This window comes from Mycobacterium shunyiense (assembly GCF_058270075.1).
On record NZ_JBZDPU010000015.1, the window covers coordinates 267,866 to 292,436 of the forward strand.

20 protein-coding genes are annotated in these 24,571 nt (G+C 66.8%); 6 read left to right on the forward strand and 14 right to left on the reverse strand.

The genetic code is table 11. The annotated features are described in order from the left end of the window. Window positions 1-57: 57 nt before the first annotated feature. Together AC4ELH_RS15640 and AC4ELH_RS15645 are read right to left on the reverse strand one after the other, a co-directional pair. On the reverse strand, window positions 58-351 hold the full coding sequence (locus AC4ELH_RS15640) for a DUF3017 domain-containing protein (protein WP_055109665.1): 294 nt from the start codon (window positions 349-351) through the stop codon (window positions 58-60). Then, the gene (locus AC4ELH_RS15645; protein ID WP_064880194.1) at window positions 348-1,199 is read right to left on the reverse strand and encodes a bifunctional methylenetetrahydrofolate dehydrogenase/methenyltetrahydrofolate cyclohydrolase; all 852 of its coding nucleotides are present in this window, start codon (window positions 1,197-1,199) and stop codon (window positions 348-350) included. Before AC4ELH_RS15645 ends, AC4ELH_RS15640 begins: the two co-directional genes overlap by 4 nt. 37 nt (window positions 1,200-1,236) lie before the next feature. Here AC4ELH_RS15645 and AC4ELH_RS15650 point away from each other — a divergent pair, with 37 nt between their 5' ends. Together AC4ELH_RS15650 and AC4ELH_RS15655 are read left to right on the forward strand one after the other, a co-directional pair. Beyond that, window positions 1,237-2,460 carry an NADH:flavin oxidoreductase gene (locus tag AC4ELH_RS15650; RefSeq protein ID WP_064960809.1) on the forward strand — a complete coding sequence of 408 codons (1,224 nt, stop codon included), beginning with the start codon at window positions 1,237-1,239 and terminating at the stop codon, window positions 2,458-2,460. A gap of 23 nt (window positions 2,461-2,483) precedes the next feature. Next, window positions 2,484-3,368, forward strand: coding sequence for a diphosphate--fructose-6-phosphate 1-phosphotransferase (locus tag AC4ELH_RS15655; protein WP_448448619.1), 885 nt, complete (start codon window positions 2,484-2,486; stop codon window positions 3,366-3,368). Here AC4ELH_RS15655 and AC4ELH_RS15660 read toward each other — a convergent pair. Further along, on the reverse strand, window positions 3,365-5,125 hold the full coding sequence (locus tag AC4ELH_RS15660) for an outer membrane protein assembly factor BamB family protein (RefSeq protein ID WP_448448563.1): 1,761 nt from the start codon (window positions 5,123-5,125) through the stop codon (window positions 3,365-3,367). The two genes, AC4ELH_RS15655 and AC4ELH_RS15660, sit on opposite strands and share 4 nt — an antisense overlap. Window positions 5,126-5,201: 76 nt before the next feature. Here AC4ELH_RS15660 and AC4ELH_RS15665 point away from each other — a divergent pair, with 76 nt between their 5' ends. After that, on the forward strand, window positions 5,202-7,859 hold the full coding sequence (locus tag AC4ELH_RS15665; protein WP_165609750.1) for an FHA domain-containing protein: 2,658 nt from the start codon (window positions 5,202-5,204) through the stop codon (window positions 7,857-7,859). Between the two features lie 243 nt (window positions 7,860-8,102). Here the strand turns inward: AC4ELH_RS15665 and AC4ELH_RS15670 are convergent, their stop codons facing one another. Genes AC4ELH_RS15670 through AC4ELH_RS15690 form a run of 5 tightly spaced genes read right to left on the reverse strand, consistent with a single transcriptional unit; the run spans window position 8,103 to window position 13,068 of the window. Continuing rightward, complete coding sequence (locus AC4ELH_RS15670) at window positions 8,103-8,666, reverse strand: pentapeptide repeat-containing protein (RefSeq protein ID WP_064880182.1); 564 nt, start codon at window positions 8,664-8,666, stop codon at window positions 8,103-8,105. A 3-nt stretch (window positions 8,667-8,669) separates the two neighbouring features. Next, a complete protein-coding gene (locus AC4ELH_RS15675; protein WP_003882325.1) occupies window positions 8,670-9,281 on the reverse strand; it encodes a GTP-binding protein in 612 nt (203 codons plus the stop codon). Next, entirely contained in the window at window positions 9,262-9,627 is a 366-nt protein-coding gene (locus AC4ELH_RS15680; RefSeq protein ID WP_082448780.1) for a DUF742 domain-containing protein, read from the reverse strand. Before AC4ELH_RS15680 ends, AC4ELH_RS15675 begins: the two co-directional genes overlap by 20 nt. A gap of 34 nt (window positions 9,628-9,661) precedes the next feature. Continuing rightward, window positions 9,662-10,069 (reverse strand): roadblock/LC7 domain-containing protein, encoded by a 408-nt coding sequence (locus AC4ELH_RS15685; protein ID WP_019346515.1) that lies wholly within the window; start codon window positions 10,067-10,069, stop codon window positions 9,662-9,664. Further along, complete coding sequence (locus AC4ELH_RS15690) at window positions 10,066-13,068, reverse strand: HAMP domain-containing sensor histidine kinase (RefSeq protein ID WP_448448562.1); 3,003 nt, start codon at window positions 13,066-13,068, stop codon at window positions 10,066-10,068. The genes AC4ELH_RS15685 and AC4ELH_RS15690 overlap by 4 nt, the downstream gene beginning before the upstream one ends. A gap of 331 nt (window positions 13,069-13,399) precedes the next feature. Here AC4ELH_RS15690 and AC4ELH_RS15695 point away from each other — a divergent pair, with 331 nt between their 5' ends. Then, window positions 13,400-13,864 carry a tRNA (cytidine(34)-2'-O)-methyltransferase gene (locus AC4ELH_RS15695; RefSeq protein ID WP_448448561.1) on the forward strand — a complete coding sequence of 155 codons (465 nt, stop codon included), beginning with the start codon at window positions 13,400-13,402 and terminating at the stop codon, window positions 13,862-13,864. 111 nt (window positions 13,865-13,975) lie between these two features. Here AC4ELH_RS15695 and AC4ELH_RS15700 read toward each other — a convergent pair whose 3' ends face one another. Beyond that, window positions 13,976-14,629, reverse strand: a complete 654-nt coding sequence (locus tag AC4ELH_RS15700; RefSeq protein WP_064880188.1) for a nitroreductase family protein — start codon at window positions 14,627-14,629, stop codon at window positions 13,976-13,978. A gap of 146 nt (window positions 14,630-14,775) precedes the next feature. Further along, window positions 14,776-15,348 (reverse strand): hypothetical protein, encoded by a 573-nt coding sequence (locus AC4ELH_RS15705; protein ID WP_064880189.1) that lies wholly within the window; start codon window positions 15,346-15,348, stop codon window positions 14,776-14,778. Window positions 15,349-15,611: 263 nt separating this feature from the next. Here AC4ELH_RS15705 and AC4ELH_RS15710 point away from each other — a divergent pair, with 263 nt between their 5' ends. Next, the gene (locus tag AC4ELH_RS15710) at window positions 15,612-16,619 is read left to right on the forward strand and encodes a hypothetical protein (RefSeq protein ID WP_254358844.1); all 1,008 of its coding nucleotides are present in this window, start codon (window positions 15,612-15,614) and stop codon (window positions 16,617-16,619) included. Here the strand turns inward: AC4ELH_RS15710 and AC4ELH_RS15715 are convergent. After that, window positions 16,602-19,886: an error-prone DNA polymerase gene (locus AC4ELH_RS15715; protein ID WP_448448560.1), complete on the reverse strand. Its 3,285-nt coding sequence runs from the start codon at window positions 19,884-19,886 to the stop codon at window positions 16,602-16,604. The two genes, AC4ELH_RS15710 and AC4ELH_RS15715, sit on opposite strands and share 18 nt — an antisense overlap. Before the next feature lie 141 nt (window positions 19,887-20,027). On the opposite strand from AC4ELH_RS15715, the gene AC4ELH_RS15720 reads away from it, so the two are divergent. Continuing rightward, a complete protein-coding gene (locus tag AC4ELH_RS15720) occupies window positions 20,028-21,029 on the forward strand; it encodes a hypothetical protein (protein WP_498885298.1) in 1,002 nt (333 codons plus the stop codon). 88 nt (window positions 21,030-21,117) lie between these two features. Here the strand turns inward: AC4ELH_RS15720 and AC4ELH_RS15725 are convergent, their stop codons facing one another. The 3 genes from AC4ELH_RS15725 to AC4ELH_RS15735 all read right to left on the reverse strand — a co-directional run bounded on the left by AC4ELH_RS15725 (window position 21,118) and on the right by AC4ELH_RS15735 (window position 24,532). Next, complete coding sequence (locus AC4ELH_RS15725) at window positions 21,118-22,662, reverse strand: APC family permease (RefSeq protein ID WP_064878419.1); 1,545 nt, start codon at window positions 22,660-22,662, stop codon at window positions 21,118-21,120. Beyond that, window positions 22,659-23,549, reverse strand: coding sequence for a universal stress protein (locus AC4ELH_RS15730; RefSeq protein ID WP_448446039.1), 891 nt, complete (start codon window positions 23,547-23,549; stop codon window positions 22,659-22,661). Before AC4ELH_RS15730 ends, AC4ELH_RS15725 begins: the two co-directional genes overlap by 4 nt. A 113-nt stretch (window positions 23,550-23,662) precedes the next feature. Beyond that, entirely contained in the window at window positions 23,663-24,532 is an 870-nt protein-coding gene (locus AC4ELH_RS15735; protein WP_498885300.1) for a MaoC family dehydratase, read from the reverse strand. Between the last annotated feature and the right edge of the window lie 39 nt (window positions 24,533-24,571).

Below are 24,571 nucleotides of genomic sequence, written 5' to 3' on the forward strand. Positions count from 1 at the left end.
GTTATGACACGGACTTTCGTCAGTTCAGTGCAATAACTGGCCACTCGGTCGAGAGAATTACGAGGTGCCGAGCGGGTCGATGGTCCACGCGATGTAGAGCACGATGGCACTCACCGTCGCGGTGGTCGTGAAGTCGATGGTCCGCGAACGCACCACCAGAAGTCCGGCCCGGTCATCGGTCAGGGCCAGCCGGAGCGCTGCGGCCGCGCCCACGCCGATCCCGATGACCAGCGCGCCGCGGCGCCAATAGCCCGCCACCACCAAGGCGAAGGCCGCGATGAAGATCAGCCCGACCACGAGGATCGGCCACTGGCCGGCGAACACCTTGCGGACGAACTCGTTCACTGTCACGCCAGTTTCGACTCTTCGGCCTCGACGACGTTGGTCAGCAGGAACGCCCGCGTCAGGGGCCCCACCCCGCCCGGGTTGGGTGACACGTGCCCGGCCACGTCCCAGACGTCGGGCGCGACGTCACCGGTGAGCTTGCCGTCCACCCGGCTCACACCGACGTCGACGACGGCGGCACCGGGCTTGACCATGTCGGCGGTCACCATGTGCGGCACCCCGACCGCGGCGATGATGATGTCGGCCTGCCGCGTCAGAGCGGGCAGATCGCGGGTACCCGTGTGGCACAGCGTGACCGTCGCGTTCTCCGAGCGCCGGGTGAGCAACAGGCCCATCGGCCGGCCGACCGTCACCCCGCGCCCGATCACCACGACATGCGCTCCGGCGATCGGCACGTCGAACCGCCGCAGCAGGTGCACGATGCCGCGAGGCGTGCAGGGAAGAGCCGCTTCCTTGCCCAGCACGAGCCGGCCCAGGTTGGTCGGATGCAGACCGTCGGCGTCCTTGGCCGGATCGATGCGCTCCAACGCGGCGTTCTCGTCCAGATGCTTCGGCAGCGGAAGCTGCACGATGTAGCCCGTGCACTCCGGGTTGGCGTTGAGCTCGTCGATGGTCTCGTCGAGCTGCGCCTGGGTGATGTCGGCAGGCAGGTCGCGGCGGATCGAGTTGATCCCGACCTTGGCGCAGTCGGCATGCTTGCCGCGCACGTAAGCCTGCGAACCGGGGTCGTCACCGACCAACACGGTCCCGAGCCCGGGCGTCCGGCCCGCTTCGGTCAATTTCGCGACGCGCTGCTTGAGATCAACGAAGATCTCGTCGCGCGTCGCCTTACCGTCCAACACAATGGAACCCACGGGTGCCATTGTGTCAGCCGCGTGGCAGGCTCAGCATATGAACACCCAGCCCAATGTGTTCACTGACGTATTCAGTGAGGCCAAACTCGGCCCGGTGACGCTGCGCAACCGCATCATCAAGGCCGCCACCTTCGAAGCATCCACACCCAATGCGCTGGTCACCGATGATTTGATCAACTATCACCGCCTGCCCGCGGCCGGCGGCGTCGGCATGACCACCGTCGCCTACTGCGCGGTCTCCCCCGGCGGCCGCACCGACGGCTGGCAGATCTGGATGCGGCCCGAGGCCGTGCCCGGACTCACCAAACTCACCGAGACCATCCACGCCGAGGGCGCGGCCATCAGTGCCCAGATCGGCCACGCCGGGCCGGTCGCCAACTCGCGCACCAACAAGGCCAAGGCGCTGGCGCCGGTGCGGTTCTTCAACCCGCTGTCGATGCGGTTCGCCAAGAAGGCCTCGATCGAGGACATCCGCGATGTCACCGAAGCACATGCCAATGCCGCACGGCTGGCCATCGACGCCGGATTCGACGCGGTCGAGGTCCACCTCGGCCACAACTATCTGGCCAGCTCGTTCCTGTCCCCCCTGATCAACCGACGCACCGACGAGTTCGGCGGTTCACTGGAGAACCGGGCGAAGGTGGCCCGCGGTGTGGTGCGCGCGGTGCGCGACGCCGTCGACAAGCACGGCGACAGGAAGATCGCCGTCATCGCCAAGCTCAACATGAGCGACGGCATCCGCGGCGGTATCCCGATCGACGAGTCGCTGCAGACCGCGAAGTGGCTCGAGGAGGACGGCGGACTGGACGCCATCGAGCTCACCGCAGGTAGCTCGCTGGTCAACCCGATGTACCTGTTCCGCGGCGGCGCTCCGGTCAAGGAGTTCGCGGCGAACTTCAAGCCACCGATCAGCTGGGGCATCCGGATGAGTGGCAACAAGTTCTTCCGCGAATACCCGTACCACGAGGCGTATCTGATGCGCGACGCCGAGAAGTTCCGCGCTGAGCTGACCATGCCCATCATCCTGCTGGGCGGCATCACCAACCGGGAGACCATGGACCGGGCGATGGCGGCGGGTTTCGACTTCGTCGCGATGGGCCGCGCACTACTCGCCGAGCCCGATCTGCTCAACCGGATCAAGGCAGAGGACGAAAAGGGTTCGGTCAAATCGCTTTGCACGCACTGCAACGAGTGCATGCCGACGATCTACAGCCATACCCATTGCGTGGTGACGGGAGCCCCGGACACACTCGTGAAGTGAGCACAGACGCCGTCAGCGACACCATGGTGACCTACCGCTACGTGCGGGTCGGCCTGGTGGCGCTGGTGGTGTTCCTGTTGACCTCGCTGGCATTGACCTGGGCACACACCTGCCCGCAGGGGTCGATCAGCGCGTTCTTCTACACCCGCACCCACGCGGTGTTCCTGGCGTCCCTGTGCGCCATCGGCATCTGCCTGATCGCCTACAAGGGCAGCCGGGTGGGTGAGGACGCACTGCTCAATTACTCCGGTTTCATGGCCTTCATCGTGGCGCTGGTACCGACCGGCCCCGGCGACGACCTGTGTCAGCCATGGCTTCCCAGCGTGGCCGACCCCTTCGGCGGCGTCGCCAACAATGTCGCCGCGTTGTTCGTGGCCGTCGCCGTCGGCGCCGGGATGTATCTGGCGCTGGACCGCTGGCGTCGCCCGAAAGTGCCGCCCGTGCCGTCCGAACCGTCCTGCGCCGAGGCCGCCACTCTGTGGAAGACCGTTGCCACCGCGCTGCTTCGGGTCGAAAAGTGGCTTCCGACAGCGCTGTTGGCCATCGCGATCGCCGGCGCCCCGCTGATGCTGTGGGACTGGTTCGCCGAGCATGCACACGTCATCGCCGCGGTGGCGATGTTCCTGGCCATCACGCTCGTGGCGGTCTACCACGCGTGCTACGCGCGGGCCGCGGTGCGACAGCACCTGGCCCGGTTCTACGCGACCATCGCCGCGCTCATGCTCCTCACCGTCGTGGCCGGCGTCGTGTTGCTGATCCTGGGATGGCATTTCGGCGTGATCACCGTCGAACTCATCCTCATCGTGCTTTTCGCGGTGTTCTGGGCGGTGCAGACCTGGGACGTCTGGGACGCCCAGGACCGCTACCCGGCAGAAGCCGTGCCGGCCCTGGCCACTCCGCCGGCTTAGCCGGTGTACCCGTCGATGTGCAGCGTCTTCCCCTCGCTCCGCAACACCAACACCGCACCCGGGGACGGGACGAAGCCCTCTACCGATTGAGCAGGCACCGTTGCGGTCTGAGCGCACGTCTTCGCGTCGAAGGTGCGCAGTGATCCCGCGGCGCCCCGGTCGGCGAGGACCAGGGTGTCGGGGAACGCCACGTAGGCAGGTTGATCGACCCGCCGACTCGGCACCGTCGAGCGAGCCGGCTCGAGGCCATCGGGGAGCTGGCACCGTTGACGACCGTCAGCACCGAACAGGGTCAGCCGGGTAGCCCGATCGTCGAGATACCACACCACGAAATCATCACCGGGACCATAGGACTCGGCCAGACGCCCATCCGCAGGCAACGGGCTGACTGTGCGGTGAACGATATCGGCATACCTGACATCCGCGGGTGTTCCGGATCCCAGAATGGAAACGAAGACTCCGATGCCGTTGGCCGGCCGGTCCGACAATCTCAGATAGCGCTGCTCGAGCGGCGCCTTCGGGTCGATCTTTCGCTCCGTCAGCAATGTGTCCCAACCGATTTGGCCGGTCTCGGGATCGAGCACGCTCAACCAGACCTTGCCGTCCTCACATTGAACTGCGGACACCACGCCGGAGGCGGCCACCACGGGTTCGACCATTCCGCATCCGGGATGCGGAGCGGGCACGCTCCACAACGCGCGGCCGGTCCGGCCGTCGTACCGGGACCAGATGCGCTCGTCGTTCCACGCCACGATGAACGGCCCGGTCGCGGCGCGAAAACGTCCGCGGGCCGCCGTGGTCAGGGCGTCATCGCCACTGGTCCACAGTTGCTCACCGGTGATTGCATCCAGACCGACCAGGCCACCATCGATGAACGCCAACACCGTGGCGCCGTCGTCGACCACCCGCATCCCATTGACGCCGATCTCCGCCGGCCCGGTACGGGCGTAGTGCCACCGCTCCTTGCCGTCGGAACCGTAGGCCGTGATGCGGCCGTTCTGATACACGACGAAACCGGCTCCGGCCGAATCGATGTCGTATAACGACACGTGTTTGTCGCCGAACGCGTCAGGCAACGACACGGTGAACGTCCGCTTCCCCAACGCGGCGGGAATCGCGGGCACATCGGTAGCTGCCGCCGTCGACGCGTCGACGAAGCGCCCGTCGTCACCGGCGCGTGAGGCGCCGACGGTCACCACCGCGGCAACCACGACGGCGATCGCTGCGCCGACCGCCAGCAACTTCACCGAGCCGCGTTCCAACCGCGGGAACGCTCGCGCGGCCAGGAACGTCGCCGCCGCACCGGCCAGGCACAACCACCACGACGCCGCACCGAGAGGCAACGCCGCGGTGACCGGGGCGCTGTCCATCACCCGGCGGTAGAACGCCGGGATGCCCTGACTGACGTAAGCGATGACCAGTAATGCCGCCACACCCGCGGCGCCGGCCGGGGTGGCCGCCAGATCACGGTCGGTGCGTCCGCGCCACACGCTGTAGGCCATCGCCGCGATCAGCACCACCGCGATCACCGTCACCACCAGCGCCATCCGATTCGGCAACGCGTCGCCCCAGCGGTGCAGGTTGAGCGTGTACCAGGCGCTTTCACCTGCACTGCGCGGCGCAACCAGCCGCGCCCAAGCGCTCAGCGCCAAGGCCCACACCAACCACACCGCCGCCGCACCGGCCAGCACAATGCCCACCTGCCGCAGCGCGCCGAGCACCCGGACGGCCACCTTCTGCGCCCCTTCAGAACCCATGCGTGCCATCGTCACACGCCGCCACACCCCGGCAACGGCCCAGCCCCGGTGAGAACAACGGATAGAGTTGAGCGCGATGAGCCCTGCGCTGACCGTTCGTTACGACGGGTCGACCCGTACCTTTGCCCCGGGCAACGATGTCGTCATCGGCCGAGACCTCCGCGCCGACGTCCGCATCGCCCACCCGCTGATCTCGCGTGCCCACCTGGTGCTGCGCTTCGACCAAGGCCGATGGGTCGCGATCGACAACGGCAGCCTCAACGGCATGTACGCCAACGGCCGCCGGGTGCCCACGCTCGACATCCATGACGGCCAGGTCGTCAACATCGGCAACCCGGACGGACCACAGCTGACCTTCGAGGTCGGCCGGGTCCAGGAGGGGTCCGTCGGCCGCACGCCGACAGCGGCAGTACCGATCGCGAACCGGCCCAGCGGCGCCTGGCCCACCCAGGCCGCACCCGGCCGACAGCAGTACGGCCAGCCGCCCGCCGCCCAGCGCCCCGGCTTCTCGTCGGGCCCACAACCTCGCTACCCGACGCCACCCACCGGGTATCCCAGCGGCCCACAGGGCGGTTACCCGAGCGGGCCGCAATCCGGCTACCCGAGTGGCCCGCAGACCGGCCACCCCAGCGGTCCACAGGCCTATCAGCCCCCTCCCGTTCGCAACTCGAACCCGGGCGCGGCGCCGACGACGATGGGGCCGGCCGCCAGCGTCCGCGGCAGCAGTGAGTCCGGCGGCAACATCGCGACCAGCATGCTCAAGATCCTGCGCCCCGGACGCCCCAGCCCGGCCCCGGCAGGCGCGGTGAAGATCGGCCGCGAAACCGACAACGACATCGTCATCCCCGATGTGCTGGCCTCGCGGCATCACGCCACGTTGATCCCGATGACCGGCGGCACCGCGATCCGCGACGAACGCAGCATCAACGGCACGTTCGTCAACGGCGCCCGCGTGGACTCCGCGATCCTGCATGACGGCGACGTGGTCACCATCGGCAACGTCGACCTGGTGTTCTCCGGCGGCACCCTGGTGCGCCGCAGCGAGACCGAGGCCGACACCCGTACCGGGGGGCTCGAGGTCCGGGCCCTGACCTGGACGATCGAGGGCAACAAGACGCTGCTCGAGAACATCTCGCTCGACGCACGACCCGGCATGCTGACCGCCGTCATCGGCCCGTCAGGTGCGGGCAAGTCGACGTTCGCCCGCCAGGTCGCCGGCCTGACCCATCCGACCAGCGGCACGGTCACGTTCGAGGGCCACGACGTCCACGCCGAGTACGCCTCGCTGCGATCCCGAATCGGCATGGTGCCTCAGGACGACGTCGTGCACGGCCAGCTCACCGTCCGGCAGGCACTCATGTACGCCGCCGAACTGCGACTCCCGCCGGACACCACCAAAGCCGACCGTGAACAGGTCGTCATGCAGGTGCTCGAAGAACTCGAGATGACCAAACATCTCGACACTCGGGTCGAAAAGCTGTCCGGCGGACAGCGCAAACGCGCCTCGGTTGCCCTGGAACTGTTGACCGGCCCGTCGCTGCTGATCCTCGACGAACCGACGTCGGGACTGGACCCGGCGCTGGACCGCCAGGTCATGACGATGCTGCGGCAGCTCGCCGACGCCGGCCGCGTCGTGCTCGTCATCACCCACTCCCTGACGTATCTGGACGTGTGCGATCAGGTGCTGCTGCTGGCGCCCGGTGGGAAGACCGCATTCTGCGGGCCACCCGACCAGATCGGCGAGGAACTCGGCACCACCAACTGGGCCGACATCTTCAGCACCGTCGCGGGCGACCCTGAAGGAGCCAAGCAGCGGTACCTCGCCAAGCACGGCCCTCCGCCGCCGAAACCGCCCGCCGAGAAACCGGAGAGCCTCGGCGAGCCGACGCACACCAGCCTGTTCCGCCAGCTGTCCACGATCGCCCGACGACAAGTCCGGCTGATCGTGTCCGACCGCGGCTACACCGCGTTCCTGTTGATGCTGCCGTTCATCATGGGTGTGCTGTCGTTGTCGGTGCCCGGTGATGTCGGGTTCGGTCTGCCGGTGCCGGCCGTCCAAGGCGGTGAAGCGCCCAACGAACCGGGCCAGATCCTGGTGATGCTCAACGTCGGCGCAATCTTCATGGGCACCGCGCTGACCATCCGGGCACTGATCGGTGAGCAGGCGATCTTCCGGCGTGAACAGGCCGTCGGCCTGTCGACGACGGCGTACCTGATGGCCAAGATCGCAGTCTTCGCGGTGTTCGCGGTCATCCAGTCCGCCATCGTCACGGTGATCACGATCCTCGGAAAGGGCTGGGGCCCTGGCGCCGTCGACAGAGGTGCGTTCCTCGGCGGCCGCAACCTCGAATTGTTCATCGACATCTCGATGACGTGTGTGGCCTCGGCGATGGTCGGGCTCGCGCTTTCGGCACTCGCCCGTTCAGCGGAACAGATCATGCCGCTGCTGGTGGTGACGGTGATGAGCCAGCTGGTGTTCTCCGGCGGCATGATCCCGGTGACCGACCGGGTCGTGCTGGATCAGTTGTCCTGGATCACCCCGGCGCGCTGGGGCTTCGCAGCCTCGGCATCGACCATCGACCTGACCCGCCTGGTGCCGCCACCGCTGCTGCCCGCCGACTCGCACTGGAAGCACACCCCGTCGGTGTGGCTGATCAACATCGGCATCCTCGTGCTGATCTGCATCGTCTACACCGGGTTCGTCCGCTGGCGGATCCGGCTGAAATCGGCCTGACGCGCTTCGGTCCCCCGACCCGCTGGGTGCGGCGCTGTCTGCCCCGCTGGCTCCCCATTGTCACGCTGGAGTGGCGCTCGACATCGGGTGCCACTCTGGCGTGACAAAGCGGTGTCGGAGCGTGCCGGGGCGTCACTCTGGCGTGACGCTCGGCGCCGAGAGCCACTCTGGCGTGACAAAGCGGGGGCGCGACAAAGCGCGGGCGCGACGCGCCAGTAGTTGCGCGCCAAAAGCGCGGAAAGGTCAGCCGCCGTGGACGTCGAGGCCGTGGGCAGCCGAGTAGGCCAGCGCCTGGGAGATGTCGATCTTGGCGCCGCGCAGCTTCGCGGTCGTCCAGAACGTGGGGTCGACGCGGGCACCACGCAGATCGGCCTCATCGAGCTTGGCGTCCTGCACGCGTGCGCCGGTCAGGTCCGCCTGCCGTAGCACCGCCTTGCGCAGGTCCACACCGACCAGACTGGCCTCCCGCAAGCGGCAGTCCGACAGGTCGACGTTGCGCAGATCGCAGCCGCCCAGCACGGCCAGCGTCAGGTCCGATTCCACGATCTTGATCGGCCGCAGCCGGCACTCGGTGAATACCGAACCCAGCAGGCTGCAGTTGGTGAATTCGCTGTGCCACAGCGTGGCGCGGCGGAACGTGCAGTTGCGGAACGCCGAGCCGAAATGTTGCGACTCGGACATGTCGACACCGCTGAAATCGCACTCGGTGAACACCACCCGCTCGGTGCGCAACCGGCTCAGATCTTCCTCGCGGAAGTCGTGACCTGTGAATTCCCTGTCCGCCCAGGCGGTTTCGTCAGCTACCACGCCTCAGCCGGGCAACGCCGACATCGTCGTCAACGAGTACTCGGTGACCGCGATCAGGGCAGCCTTGGCCGAGTTGCGGTCACGGGCGTCCACGGCGACCACCGGGATGTGCTCCGGGAGTGCCAGAGCCTTACGGACTGCCTGGGTGGGATGCTTTGGCGCGTCGTCGAACTCGTTCACTGCGACGATGAACGGCAGCTTGCGGGCCTCGAAGAAGTCGACCGCCGCGAAGCTGTCCTGCAGGCGCCGCACGTCGACAAGGATGATCGCCCCGATCGCACCGCGCACCAGGTCGTCCCACATGAACCAGAACCGTCGCTGGCCGGGGGTGCCGAACAGGTAGAGCACCAGATCCTCGTCCAGCGTGATGCGGCCGAAGTCCATGGCGACCGTCGTGGTGCGCTTGTCCGGGGTGCCGTCCAGGGCGTCGACGCCCTCAGACACGTTGGTGACCAACGCTTCTGTGCGCAGCGGCATGATCTCGGAGACCGCACCGACGAATGTCGTCTTCCCTGCCCCGAACCCGCCAGAAATGACGATCTTCGTCGAGGCGGCCCCACGTCGGGGGGCGCCACCGCCGGAGGCCGAGCGGGGTTCAGAGTGCTCGTAGGCCACGCAGGGTCCTTCCAATCAATTCGCGGCGTTCGTCGAAGCTAGCCGAATCATCAAGGGTGGCTTCCACCCGTAGATAACCCTGCGTCACCAAGTCCCCGATCAGCACGCGCGCCACGCCGAGCGGGAGAGATAAATGAGCGGCAATCTCGGCAACCGATGGACTGCCGGTGCACAACTCTACGATCTGTGCGCGCACATCGTGCCCAGTCCAGCGCGGTTCACGTGTCGTGTCGGTTTTTTGTATCGGCGCTTCCAGCGGAAGGTGCACGCGCGAGTCGGTGCGGCCGGCCGTCAGCGTGTACGGCCGCACCAGACTCGGACGGTCAGTAGTTTCCGGTTCGTCCACAGGCACCTCGCGAAGGGCAGAAGGGGTCGGGGACTCAGGACGGCTGCGGTGTACGGCGCGAAGACTGCACCACCGCGCCGACCCGTTCGACCAGAATCGCCATCTCGTAGCCGACCTGCCCGATGTCACACGACGGGGCGGTCAGGGTGGCCAGGTTGGAGCCGTCGCCCACCCGCATCAGCAGCAGGTAGCCGTTCTCCATCTCGACCACCGACTGCATCACGTGACCGCCGTTGAACAACTGGGAGGCACCGGTGGCCAGGCTCGCCAGGCCGGAGGAGACCGCGGCGAGCTGGTCGGCCCGCTCGACCGGCATGTGTTCGCTGGCAGCCATCAGCAGTCCGTCGGCCGAAACCAGCACCGCGTGGGACACCCCGGATACCTCGCGGGCGAACTTGGACACGAGCCAGTCCAGGGAGTCGCGCTGCGTCGGACGGGTCATTCGTTATCGGTTCCTCTGGTCTCACGGGCATGCGATCGTCCGGCGTGCACGCCTCCGAAAAGGTTGCTGGTGCTCGTACGGACAGCCTCGGGGTCACGCGGTTTGAACGCCGCGAACATGCCGCTGTCAGGTTCGTCTGCCGATGCTACCGCCTCGAAGCCGTCGTCGGTGCGGTGTACTCCACCGTTGCGGTGACGACCGTTGGACTCGCCGGCCACCCCGACCGCGGCAGCGACGCCACCCGGCACCAGACGGGCGCCCGGCGTACGCATGGGCAGGCCTTCCTCGGTGTGCTCCTCCACGGGCGCGTCCTGCGCCGCGGCAGCCACCGACCAGCCCTTCTCCCAGACGGTCTTCCAGTCCAGGTCGGCGCTGCGCACGTGCGTCGTCGGGTCGATCTCGAATTCCGAGACCATCGACTGATAGATCGAGTCGCCCTCGACCTCTGCGCTGTCGGACTGGGACACTTCGACGGGTTCTGCCGGTCCCTCGCCGGGATCCGGTATGTGCACACCGTTGACCCCGTTGAGGTCGCTGTGGCCGTTGAGGTCACCGTGGCCGTTGAGGTCGCCGTGGCCATTCAGACCGTTGACACCATTGAGACCGTTGACGCCGTTCGTGGCGGCTTGGCCGCGCGAGGCGAAGAACGACGACGTGTTGGTGGGTGACAGACGTCCGGGCTCCGCGTCTTCGTCGGCCGTGGTGTCGGCCCCTGTGTCCGCGGCTGTGTCCGAAGCCGGCTCCGCCGCTGCGCCGATTTGCCCCTTGGCCAGGGCCGCACTCTCTTCGGTGTGCACCGGCCACTGCTGCGGCCACTCGCTGACCGGCTCGTCCTCGGACTCCTCAGCCGGTTCCTCGGCCTCGGGTTCCGGTTGGGGGGCCAGCGTGCCCGGTAGTTCCGAGATACCGCTGGCTCCGGGACTGCGCTGAGGCAGCAGGTCGAACGGAACATCGGCACCGTTGACATGAGGCTCGTCGAGACCGGACCCGAACATAGAGGTGTCGGCGGGATCGGCGTCCAACGACAACGCCGTGGCGATCCCGGCATGGGCATCGACGGGCATGCCATAGGGCAGCTCGTCGACGGCGTCGCCGCCGTCCCGGGCCAACAGCGTCGCCGGGACGTACACCCCCGCCGTCGTGCCCGAGCTCGGTTCCTCGGCGACGGTGCTGCGCAGCCGCACCACCAGACCGTGCTGGGTGGCCAGTCGCCCGACCACGAACAGACCCATGTGGCGTGCGGTGTAGGGGTTGACCTCGCCGCCGGACTGCAGACGGGTGTTGGCGACCCGCAGGTCGGCCTCGGTCATGCCGAGGCCGACATCGCTGACCTCGATCACCAACGCACCCTTGGCGGCGTGCACGGCCGACACCCGCACCTGCGAGATCGGCGGCGAATAGCGCAGCGCATTGTCGAGCAGCTCGGCCAGCATGTGGATCAAGTCGCCGGCTACGGCACCGGCAATCTCGACGTCGGCCACCGAAGCGGTGACGACGCGCGTGTAGTCCTCCACCTCCGAGGCCGCGGCGTTGATCACCGTCGCCAGCGGGACCGGGCGGCTGTGTTCGCGGGCCAGCTTGGATCCGGACAGCACCAACAGGTTGGCGCCGTTTCGGCGCATGCGGGCAGCCAGGTGATCGAGCCGGAACAGGCTCTCCAAGCGCTCCGGGTTGTCCTCGTTGCGTTCCAGCTGATCGATGAGCGTCAACTGCTGATCGACCAGTGAGCGGCTGCGCCGCGACAACGTCTCGAACATGTCGGAGACCTGCAACTGCAGCTGCGCCTGCTCGCCGGCGAGGAACACCGCCTGCTCGTGCAGCTCATCGACGGCGTGGGCCACCTGGCCGACCTCCTCGGTGGTCTGCACCGGGATCGGGGTGACCGGAACCAGCTCGCCGCCGGCGCGGACCCGTTCGATCTCCTTGGCCAGATCCTGATGGGCCACCCGCAGGGCGCTGTCCCGAAGGGTCCGCAGCGGACGCACCAGCGAGCGGGCCACCAGCAAAACGATGACCATGGCGCTGACGATGGCGGTCGCAACCAGGATCGCGTCGCGGATCGCGTCGTTGCGGGCGTCGTTGGCCTGAGCCTCGACCGCGGCCGGAATCGCCGAGGTGGTGTTCTCGATGATCGCCCCGGCGATCTTGTCGGTGGCCTGCAGCGAGGCCAGCATGTCCGGGTTACCGACCAGCGGAATGCCTGGGTTGGACATCATCGCCATGCGCTTGACCATCTCGGCGCGAAGTGTGGCCGCCTCCTCGGAGCCACCTCCGAGGACCTTGGTCAGTGCCGCGACCGTGGACGGTTCGGTACCGGCCATCGTGATCATCGAGGTACGCAGCAAGGGTTCCGGCTCGGCACCGCCCGCAGTGACCAACATCTGCTGGATGGCCATCTGCCCGCGCGCGCCGACCGCCCGGGCCAGCGCCTCGACCTGAGCTTGAAGCGACTGCTGGTTGCTGTGCACCGAACCGGTGATGGCAGCTTCCCCAGTCAGCAGCAGCGGGCCGTAGTTGAGGATGCGCTGACGGAGGTCGATCGAATTCGACATCACGGCATCGACGAGTTCCGGCCCCTTGGTGAGCAGACTGCCCACCGCCTGGCCGACGTCTTCGGCCACCTCGGTTGCTTCCAGACGTTGCTGCAGGTCCAATTTCCGGTCATTGAAAGTGGACATCGCGGCCTGCCCATCGCCACCCTCGGTAGCTGCGATGAGCACACCCTCCATGGCGGCCATGTAGTCGTCGATACCGGGAATCAATTCGGCCCGGTCGGCGGCCAACCGGAGATCTCCGGCAGCGCTGGCACTGGCATAGATGCGCAAGCCACCGAACGTCGCGGCCAGGATCAGCGGCACGAGGACGATGGCAAGGACTTTCCGGCTGACCGGCCAGTTGGCCGGAGACCAGCGCGAAGGGCGCTTGGCCGGAGCCGATGGTGCTGGGGAGAATTCGACGAGGGTGCCGTCAGCCTGTTTCAGCTGCGTAAAGGCAGTCATCGGCGCCCAACCGCACTACCGGCTGCGTGGCCGCAATTTACTCGTGGGGCGTGATTCATAAGACTTCCTGCTGTTTCCGCCCACGCGGGGGCGGGCGTCAAACGCCTTGGCAATTGCACGAGTATGACAGCAGCTCGCGAGCGTTTCCACAATTCTTACTGAACAGACAGAGTTCGTGACCGAGCTGTAGCGGAGTTGTGTGGTAATCGAGCAAACAGCGATGTGCTTGCCCAAACACCTGCCGATTTCCCGCTCCGATTCGCAGGCTGATTCACGCCTGGAATTGCATCCCGATTCGTCACCGGGCGGTCCCCCATACGATCATCATCGGATGTTCCGGGTGATGTTCTTTTCTCCCCGTATCGCACCCAACACCGGCAATGCGATCCGGATGGTGGCGGGCACCGGATGCGAGCTGCATCTGGTCGAGCCGCTGGGTTTCGATCTGTCCGAACCCAAGCTGCGCCGGGCCGGCCTGGACTACCACGACCTGGCATCGGTGACGGTGCACGCTGACCTGGCGGCGGCGTGGCACGCACTGATGCCGGCCCGGGTCTACGCGTTCACCGCGCACGCGTCGACGTCGTTCACCGACGTCTCCTACCAACCCGGCGACGTACTGATGTTCGGCCCGGAACCCACCGGACTGGATGCACAAACTCTGGCCGATCCCAATATCACCGCGCAGGTGCGCATTCCGATGCTCTCCGGCAGGAGGTCGCTGAATTTGTCGAATGCGGCGGCCGTCGCCGCCTATGAGGCCTGGCGCCAACACGGGTTCGCCGGCGGCGTCTAGTTACGCCGCGGGCGTGGGCCGACACGCGACCCACGCCCGAATCCCACAGAGTGTTCATACTCCGGCTTCACAATTTCATCTCGGACATCAGGCGCCCCAGGGCGCCCGGACTCACCAACTGTCCCAGTGCGAGAACTGCTCGGCGGGAAGACGCTTGGCCTTCTTGAAATCGGTGCCCACGGTGTAGGCGACCGGGAACAGACCCGCCTGGGCGTACCGATCGAACGGGATGCCCAGCAGTTCGGCAGCCTGCTTCTCGCCGTCGCCGAGCAGGTGCAGCGTCGTCCAGGCCGATCCCAGCCCCCGCGACCGCAGCGCCAGCATGAAGCTCCACACCGCGGGGAGCAGGGAACCCCAGAACGATGCGCTCATGCCGGCGGGTGCACCGTCGGGACGGCCCTCGAGGCACGGGATCATGAGCACCGGCGCCTTCTCGAAGTTGTCGGTGAGGTACCTGGCGGAACTCGTCACCGCATCCATCTGCTGGTCGCGGATGTCGCCGCGCTGCGGCTTGGGTAGGTCGAGGTAGGGGTTCGCGTTGGCCCGGTAGATGTCAGCCAGAGCCTTTTTCTTTGCCGGGTCTTCGACGAAAACCCATTGCCAGCCTTGTGCATTCGACCCGGTCGGGGCCTGAAGCGCCAGGTCGAGACATTCCATGAGCACCTCGCGCGAGACCGGCTTCTCGAAGTCGAGACGTTTGCGCACCGAGCGCGTGGTGGTGAGGAGTTCGTCAACGGTCAAGTTCAGGTCTGGTTCGGCTGTCATGCCGCGAGACTACAACCGTTCGCCGAACCAGAGAAGCTCCCCAGCAGTTTGCTGGGGAGCTTCCAATCATCGTGCGCTGCACTACAACTCAGCTAACCGATGGAGGTTGCGCGCCGACGCCTGTTCGACGACGGCACACGGGCTTTTCAGCCGGCGTTCTCCGAGACCAGGACCGGCTCCCAGCCGTTGGCCTGCGGCTCGTCCGATGACGCATAGTCAACCGAGGACGGGACAGCGTGGATGCCGTGATCGTCGCCGGGCAACCCGCCGAGCGCGGCGATGGTGTCGCGGATCTTGGCGGCCTCGGCATCGGTCGGCGTTGCGCCGGCCTCGAGTTCGTCGAGCAGTCCGTCGCGCAGACCGGCGCCGTTGGCGACTTCCTGAGCCGACAGCTTGGCGTGGACGCGGGTGACGTAGATCTGCTGTCCCAGAGAGGAACCCGGAGCCGATGCGGCGTGGGCCATCAGCGAGTCATACCGCTGACGCACTCCGCTGAGCGCCACGATGACCGCAGGAGACGGCCGGTTGCTGCTGGCCGCCTCGGCCAGAGAGGCACGCAGCTTGCGCAGGCCGGACAGGACGACGTCGGCGCGCTTGTGGAACTTCTTGTCCTCGGGGAAGGGCAGTGCGTCGATAGCAGCGGAATACATGTGCATCGCCGCTTCCGACAGACTGACGATGACCGCCGAATCACCTTCCAGCGTCGCGTTTTGTCCCATGGGCCCTCAATTCTCAAGCGAACAGATCAACAGAAAGTGGGCGGCCGGTTGCCGGACCATCGGGTCCGATTCACCGCCGCTCACGGTGAGCACGCCGATGACACTAGCGGTTTCGGAGCGGCACGTCATCGCTAGGGGCACTTGAAGAATGACGAAAAACAGGGTATGCGGGTGCGGGTGCACCGGCCGGTAGCACACGGCGTCGAGGGTGGCCTTACTCTGAACGCCGGCACGGTGGCAGGCTTGGCCGACGGGAGGTCGACATGGCCGGACTAACTGAATCGACAAGGGCCGCTGAGTCTTCAGTGGGCGCCCCGCCGGACTACGACCAGGTGGGCGAGGTGACCGAGCCGATGCGGGTGGCTGTGGTGGGTCAAGCCGCCTCCCCCAACCCGCCGTCGGTCGACACCAAGGCGAACAAGGGATGGCTGGTGTGCGGCGGCCTGACGGGCCTGGCGATCGTCGGTTATCTGGTGTTCGGCCCGGGAGCATCCGGCAGTAAGGCCGAGTGGTTCTTCGGTGGCGTCGTCTTCGTCGTCGTGATGGTGACGATGTGGTTGACCCTCACCATCCAGCGTCAGGCCAAGAACGACATCGCCCAGGCCGACGAACGGCTGCGCCGTGAGCTGGCGGCCGCCGACGAGCGGTCGGCGCTGGAACTCGCCCTGACCCAGAAATGGCATCGGGCCCAGATGGAATCGCAGCAGAAACTGCACCACGCCGAACTGGTGGCCCAGCACGAACTCGCCCGCATCGAACGCAACAACCTGCTGGAACAACTGCAGAAGCAGGCGATGATCGAGGTGTCCCGCGCGGTGGGCGCACACACCCGGATGCTCGCGACGCTGTGGACCGAAGGCGCGACGCAGCTGCGCAACCCGGACCGCGCCGAACGGGAAGCCGCGATGAACGCGCTCTTCGGGCAGATCAGCCAGGTGGTGAGCGACGTTTCGGTCGAGCTCGACAACGCCCACCTGCTCAGCCAGGACGACCGCCTGCAGGATGCGCTCAACCGGGTCAACGATGCGGTGCTGATGGCGATCCAGGTCGCCGAGGATCTGCACGCCGATGTGGTCGAGGGCCGGACCCCGGAGACCAACCCCATCCCGGCCGTCCAGCATCTCCTGCACGAGCGGGCCACCGCCGCGCGGCGGCTGGCCTGGTCGCTGCTGCGGACCGGGCTGGAGGACAGCGCCGCTCCGACCGTCGACCCGGACAGCGACCCAGTCGATCTGAGCGCGGATACTCCGCGCTCAGCGGAAGTCTCGTGACCGGGAGCCGACCCTGAGCTCTACCGGCCCCATCCGGTCGGCGATCACGGTGACCGCACCACTGGCGTTCTGCACGATGCCGCGGACCACCAGCGCCGGTGCCGTCTGCGCCAGCTTGCGGTAGCGCGCCCACACCCCCGGCGCACACAGCACATTGACCATCCCGGTCTCGTCTTCCAGGTTCATGAACGTCACCCCCTGCGCGGTCGCCGGACGCTGGCGGTGAGTCACCGCCCCGGCAACCAGAATTCGGGTCCCGTCGACGACGTCCAGCAACTTGTCGGCGGGAATCACGCCCAGGGCGTCGAGGTCGGCGCGCAGGTATTGGGTGGGGTAACTGTCCGGTGAGACACCGGTAGCCCACACGTCAGCGGCCGACAGCTCCAGCGCACTCATCCCGGGTAGCGGCGGCACGTGCGAGGACGAGCCCACCCCCGGCAGCCGGTCGGGCCGCTGGGTGGCCGCCGCACCTGCCGCCCACAGCGCCTCGCGCCGGCTGATCCCGAAACAACCCAGCGCCCCGGCAGTGGCCAGCGCCTCGGTCTGCGGCACCGACAGCTGCACCCGGTTGGTCAGGTCGATCAGGGTGGTGAACGGCCCGTTGGCATCTCGCTCATCGACCAACCTCCCCGCCAACTCGTCACCGATGTGGCGGACACTGCCCAGCCCCAACCGCACGTCCATGCCGCGGTTCTCGCACGTCGCATAGGCCAGGGATGCGTTGACGTCAGGGCCGTGCACCACCACCCCGTGCCGACGGGCGTCGGCAACCAGGGACTGCGGCGAGTAGAACCCCATCGGCTGAGCCCGCAGCAGAGCCGCGCAGAACGCCGCCGGATGGTGCAGCTTGAACCACGACGAATAGAAGACGAGCGACGCGAAACTCAGCGAATGACTTTCCGGGAAGCCGAAATTGGCGAACGCTTCCAGCTTCTCATAGATCTGCTCGGCCACCTCGCCGGTGATCCCGTGAAGCTCGGCCATGCCGTCGTAGAACCGGCTGCGTAGCCGCCGCATCTTCTCGGTGGAGCGTTTGGAACCCATCGCCCGGCGCAGCTGGTCGGCCTCGGCCGCGGTGAAACCCGCACAGTCGACTGCCAATTGCATGAGCTGCTCCTGGAACAACGGGATGCCCAGCGTCTTGCGCAGTGCGGACTCCATCGACGGATGGTCGTAGGTGACGGGCTCAAGTCCGTTGCGGCGACGGATATACGGATGCACCGAGCCGCCCTGGATCGGGCCCGGCCGGATCAGCGCCACCTCGACCACCAGGTCGTAGAACTCCCGCGGCTTGAGCCGGGGCAGGGTGGCCATCTGCGCGCGGGACTCCACCTGGAACACCCCTACCGAGTCGGCCTTCTGCAACATCGCGTAGACCGCCGGTTCGGACAGATCCAGTTTGGCCAGGTCGACGACGATGCCCTTGTGCTCGGCCAACAGGTCGATGGCGTAGTGCAGCGCCGAGAGCATGCCGAGGCCGAGCAGATCGAACTTCACCAAACCGATTGCCGCGCAGTCATCCTTGTCCCACTGCAACACGCTGCGGTTGGCCATGCGGGCCCACTCCACCGGGCACACGTCGGCGATCGGGCGGTCACAGATCACCATGCCGCCCGAGTGGATGCCGAGGTGCCGGGGCAGATTGGCGATCTGGGTGGCCAATTCGATCACCGGCTGCGGGATGTCTTCCGCCTCCGGCGAGTTCGGACGTCCGTTCCACCGGCTGAGCTGCTTGCTCCAGGCGTCCTGCTGACCCTGGGAAAAGCCCAACGCCCTGGCCATGTCGCGGACCGCGCTGCGTCCGCGGTAGGTGATGACGTTGGCCACCTGGGCGGCGTAGTCACGGCCGTAGCGCTCGTAGACGTACTGGATAACGTTCTCGCGCAAGTCCGATTCGATGTCGATGTCGATATCGGGCGGCCCGTCGCGGGCCGGGGACAGAAACCGTTCGAACAGCAACTCGTTGGCGATCGGGTCGACGTTGGTGACCTTGAGCGCGTAGCAGACCGCCGAGTTGGCCGCCGATCCCCTGCCCTGACACAGGATGTCGTTGTCCCGGCAGAACCGGGTGATGTCGTGCACCACCAGGAAATAGCCGGGAAACTTCAGCTGCTCGATGATGCGCAGCTCGTGTTCTATCTGCGCATAGGCCTTTTTCGCATTGTCGACGGGCCCGTAGCGTTCGGCTGCTCCCGCCATGACCAGATGCCGCAGCCAACTGTCCTCGGTATGCCCGGCCGGGATGTCGAACGGCGGCAGCTGCGGAGCGATGAGCGCCAGGCCGAAGGCACACTGCTCACCGAGATCGGCTGCGGCCGTCACGATCTCAGGACCGAACCGCTGGGCCATCTCCTCCCCGGAACGCAGGTGGGACCCGCCGAGCGGGGCCAGCCAGCCCGCCGCGGTGTCCATCGAGTTGCGGGCCCGGATCGCCGCCATCGCCATGGCCAGCCGGCCTCGGTCGGGTGCCGCAAAGTGTGCACCGGTGGTCGCCACCACCGGTATCCCGAACCGCGACGCCAGCCCGGCCAGGACGGCATTGCGTTCGTCGTCACACGGATGGCCATGATGGGTGAGTTCGATGCTGACCCGGTCGACCCCGAACCGGTCCACCAGATCCGCCAGCGCGGCGGCGGCAGCTTCCGGACCGCCTTCCGAGAGTGCCTGGCGGACATGGCCTTTACGACAGCCCGTGAGGATGTGCCAGTGCCCACCGGCAGCCTCGGTGAGCCCGTCGAAGTCGTAGCGGGGCTTACCCTTCTCACCACCGGCCAGGTGTGCCTTGGCGATCTCGCGAGACAACCGCCGATACCCCTCCGGGCCGCGGGCCAGCACCAGCAGATGCGGGCCGGGTGGGTCCGGATCCTCGGTGCGGGGAACGTTCCCCAGCGACAGTTCGGCGCCGAACACCGTGGCCACGTCCAACTCCCGGGCCGCCTCGGCGAACCGGACCACGCCGTAGAGCCCGTCGTGATCGGTCAGCGCGATGGCCCGCAGGTTCAGCCGGGCCGCCTCCTCGACCAACTCCTCCGGCGTGCTCGCCCCGTCGAGGAAGCTGTAGGCGCTGTGCGTGTGCAGCTCGGCATACGGCACCGAGCCGGGTGTGCGGGAAACCTCGGGCGGCTGGTAGCTGCCGCGTTTGCGCGACCAGGCCGGGCTGTCCCCACCGTCGCCGGCGGGCTCCAATGGCAGGCCGGAACGGCGGGGCTTGCCGGTGAGTACCCGCTCCATCTCCGACCAGCTCGGCGGCCCGTTGTGCCATCCCACTTCACCAGTGTATCGAACGTCTGTTCGATACCTGGTCGGTATGCGGCACCAGGTGTAGCCCGATGCAACCCAAGAGATGCCGATCACGCCGTAGCCCCCTACGATGCCTCTGGGCTGGGGATCGGCTGTGAAAGGACGGCAATGGCGTCAACGAAATACATCGGCTATGTCGGTGGTGTCGCGGTGGCGGCAGGAGTCGGCGCGGCGATCGCCGTGGCCGGCCAGGGCACTGCTCACGCTGATTCGACGGACGGTGCGTCCAAGGAGTCGACCGGCAGCACATCCCAGCACGTCAACGCCGGACCCAAGCGCGGAGTTGCCAAGGCCGGCGAGGTCAAGCGCCCCAAGCCGTTGTCCAAGGTCCCGTTGGCCAAGGTCAAAGAAAACGTCAGGGACAACCTCGAGAAGCGCGCCGGCAAGATCGACAAAACCGCTGCCCAGGTCACCGACACCGTCAATTCCGCCAAGCCGGTGGCCGCCGCGCCCAAACCGAAGCCCACTGCCGAGGAGTTCGAGGCCGGCGAGGTCGCCAAGCTCAAGGACCTGTTCTCCCCCAAGCAGGCCGCAGCTCCCAAGCCGGCGCCCGTGGTGGCGGAAAAGCCGGATACCGAGACAGTCGCGCAGCCGACGAGCAAGACCTCGGTCACCCCGAAGGTCGCGGCGGTCCAGGACCAGTCAGCTACGCCGTGGGACCCCAACCCGCTGCGCGACAATGATCCCGAGCCGAAAGACATTCCCCCCGAGATCCTGAATCTGCGGGATGCGTTGATGGGCGCCGCGCCGAACGAGCTCAAACCGCTTGTGCGCGAGGCGACCGAGCAGATCTACCGGGGCACCCAGATCGTGCCGTGGGTGAACGCGGTGATCCCGATCAGCAAGATTCTGCCCAGCCTGGCACCCGCGCTGGGTGACGATCCCGCCGCGCGAGATGCCCGGCAGACCATCATCAACGAGCTGATCAAGACCACGCCGCCGGGGTCAGCGGTGTACTACGGCTACGACATCATCGCCGACTTGATCAACCTGGAGGAGCCCGGCGCCGAACTCAAGGTCCAGGCCGTGACCACCGTGTGGGACCTGCTGGATCCGTTCGAGCTGGCACACAACAAGGGCAACTCCGGCATCGGCGGCGCGGCCGGCTGAGCCGCACCTTCACCGCGAAATCAACGCTATGGTCGCAAAACCTTCTGGTGGCGGCCATTTCGTTGATCTCGCGGTCCCGGGGTGGGCTCTACTCCACGAGTGAAGGCGTGTCGTACCGCAGGGTTTCACCCCGGAAGAACGCGGGACTGCGAGACCGCCAGACCATCATCAGCACGGCACCGAGGATCAGCACGCCGAAGCCGATGAAGAACACCAGGCCGATGCCGCCGATCGCCGCGCCGCTGGCATTCTCCGGGTCCATGCTCTCCTTGATCGAGATCACGAAGACCGCAGCCAGCACGATTCCGCCGAGCAGTGGAAACAGGAACTTGAACACCATGTTGTGGGCGTTGTCGAACAGCTCACGGCGGAAGTACCAGACACAGGCAAACGCCGTGATGCCGTAGTACCAGCAGATCATGATGCCAAGAGCGGCAATGGTATCCAGCAGCGCACTCTCGGAGAGCAGGCTCACCACGGTGTAGAACACCCCGGTGACCACGCCGGCGGTGACGGTTGCGAACACCGGCACCAGATAGCGTGGGCTGACCTCGGCGAAACGCGGCGGGAACGCCTTGTAGGCGCCCATCGCCAACATCGCCCGTGCGGCAGGCAGGAACGTGGTCTGCAGGCTGGCCACCGACGAAGCCAGGATCGCCAAAAACAGCAGCGGCCCGGCATAGGTGCCGAGCACCGGATCCGCCAACGCGGCGAAAACGTTCTCGGCATTGTCCGGATTGCCCAGCCCCAGATCGGTTTCCCCGACACCGGCGTACATCATGACCGCGACAGCGATCAGCAGATACGTCGCCAAGATGGACAGAACGCACAGCAGCCCGGCCCGGCCCGGCACCTTCGTCGGATCTTTGGACTCCTCCCCCAGGGTCAGGCAGGTGTCCCAACCCCAGAAGGCGAAGATCGATCCGGTTACCCCAACCACGAAGGCGCTCAGCGCAAGTCCGTTGAACGGATTGAACCAGTCCAGGTCGAATGACAGTCCGGCCGGCGCATCGCCGCGCCCCACATGCACGAACGCCATCACCGCGAACGCCAACAGCACCACCATCTGGAATCCGACCAGTACGTACTGCACGCGTTCACTGGTGGTGATGCCGCGACTGGCGACCAGAGTCGCGATGACCAGGAACACCAGTGTGGTGATGATGTTGATGGCCTTGTTGTCGGCGAGCTCGGCGATCGACGGGTGGTTGGTGATCCGAGCGATGAACAGATAGAAGAACTCCACCGCGATGGCGGCGAGGTTGGACAGCACGATGATGGACGCGACCACCATGCCCCACCCACACATCCAGCCGACATACGGGCCGAATGCCTTGGTGGACCAGGTGAACGACGCCCCGCAGTCAGGTGCGCGCGAGTTCAGTTCGCGATAGGCGTAGGCAGTCAGGAACATCGGGATGAACCCGGCGATGAAGATCGCGGGCATCTTGAGTCCGACTGCGGCGACGATCAACCCGATGCTCGCGGTCAGCGTGTATCCGGGTGCCACACACGAGATGCCGAGGATCGCACCGGAGAAGGTGCCGACCTTGCCCGCGGCCAGGCCCTTGGAAACCAGCCCGGCAGAGTGCTCGGCGGCTTCGAGCTTCTGATGCGACGCGGATTCCGTCATGAGTGATCCTCGCCGTCTTTCAGTTCGTCCCGGGGCACAACCACCATGGGCACGTCCAACACCCGCAACATCTTGGCCGCCGTGGAACCGAGGAAGATCCGTCGCGGCGCGCTGAGCCGGCTGGATCCGACCATGATGATGTCACCGTCGTCCCAACCCAACTGTTCGACGGCGGCCTCGACGCTGGGACCGGTCACGATGGTCGAGGACACCGGAAAATCCGCCGGCAGTTCATTTCTGGCGGCCTCCAAGGTCCGTTCGGCGTGCGCGAGTGCGTGGGCTCGCACGGCTTCAGTGTCGCCGCGCAGCGAGCCGAAGGTCGGATCGAGCGCGACCAGCGAGACCAACCGCAGCGGGATCTCCGCGGCCCGGCTGGCCCGTACCGCGGTGGCGAGCAACAGATCCGAACCCTGACGTTGACCGATGGCACAGGTGATCTCATGCACCCGTTCGACCTTCGAATCGCGGGTTCCGCGTGGCGCCACCGCGACCGGCACCGGCGAGGCGTGCAACAGCTCGTTGACCACCGATCCCAGCGAATAGCTGCCGATCAACCCGCCACCGGCACCGCCGACCACGATTGCGACCGCCTGAAGCCGCAGCGCTTCGCGGATCAGACCGTCGGTGTACGACTCGTCGAAACTCAGATGCGTGTGCGCCACAACGTCGTCGGGCACCAGGCCCAGGGCATCGTCCAGCCAGCCCTGCGCCTGCTCGGCCAGTACTTCCTCGTAGCCACCCTTGGGGACGGTGCCCGGCGGGGCGTTGTCGGGTGGCAGCACGATGCAGACATGGACCTCGGCGGCCAGCGTTCGGGCGAACCTAACCGCCAACGCGAGTGCGTCGGCGCCACCGGGAGTGGCCAGATACCCAACGACCAGGTTCACCTGCGTCATCTGCCACCACCATTCCCGCACCGCCGTGCGACCTCAGTGGTTCGATCCTGTCAATCCACCACGCGGTATGCAGCCGCTTCTACGAAATTGCTGCGCCTGCCGGATCAGTCGGAATACTCGGCGACACCGTCCTCCAGTACGAGTCGAGCATCGGCACCGTCGGGCCCGGCCGCCTCGGTGCGGAACACGGCCCGCCCCGGTTCGGTGCGCCAGATCGACGTCGTCAGCGTCTCCCCCGGAAACACGGGAGAACTGAACCGCGCCGCGACGGCATGGACTTTCGTGGCGTCGCCGCCACCGAGTTCGGCGACCAGCGCCCGCCCGGCCACACCGTAGGTGCACAGACCGTGCAGGATCGGCTTCGGGAACCCGGCCAGATTCTTCGCGAACCACGGATCGCTGTGCAATGGGTTGCGGTCCCCCGAGAGTCGATAGATCAGCGCCTGATCCTCGCGGGTGGGCAACGCCACGCGGGCGTCCGCGTCGCGATCGGGAATCTGCGGCGCGACGGGGCGTTGCCCCTGCTGCCCGCCGAACCCGCCTTCGCCCCGAATCACCACGGTGGTAAGGGTTTCCGCGACGACCTCGCCGCTGGCCGGATCGGTGCCGATGCCCTTGAGCATGACCACCGCGTTCTTACCCTCGCCCTTGTCCTGGATGTCGACGACCTCGGAGATCACGCTGAGCTTCCCGGCCGGGGGCAGTGGCCGGTGCAACCGGATCTCCTGCGAGCCGTGCAGCAGCATGCCGAAGTTGAACGTGCCGATCTTGAGTGCCGCCGGAAAGGCCGAGCAGGCGATCACCGCATAGGTCGGCAACACCTGCTGTTCGATCTCGTGACTGTTCTCGGTGGTGAAGGCGAGGTTATCGGTGCCCGCGCCCACGCCGATGGCGTACAGCAGGGTGTCGCGGTCGGTCCAGTCGAACGGAATCGGATCGGTTGTCTCGCCAATGGCGTCCGGATTGAGGGGCATGCGTGCCGACGATAGTTGAGTCGACCGGCCTTGTTGACG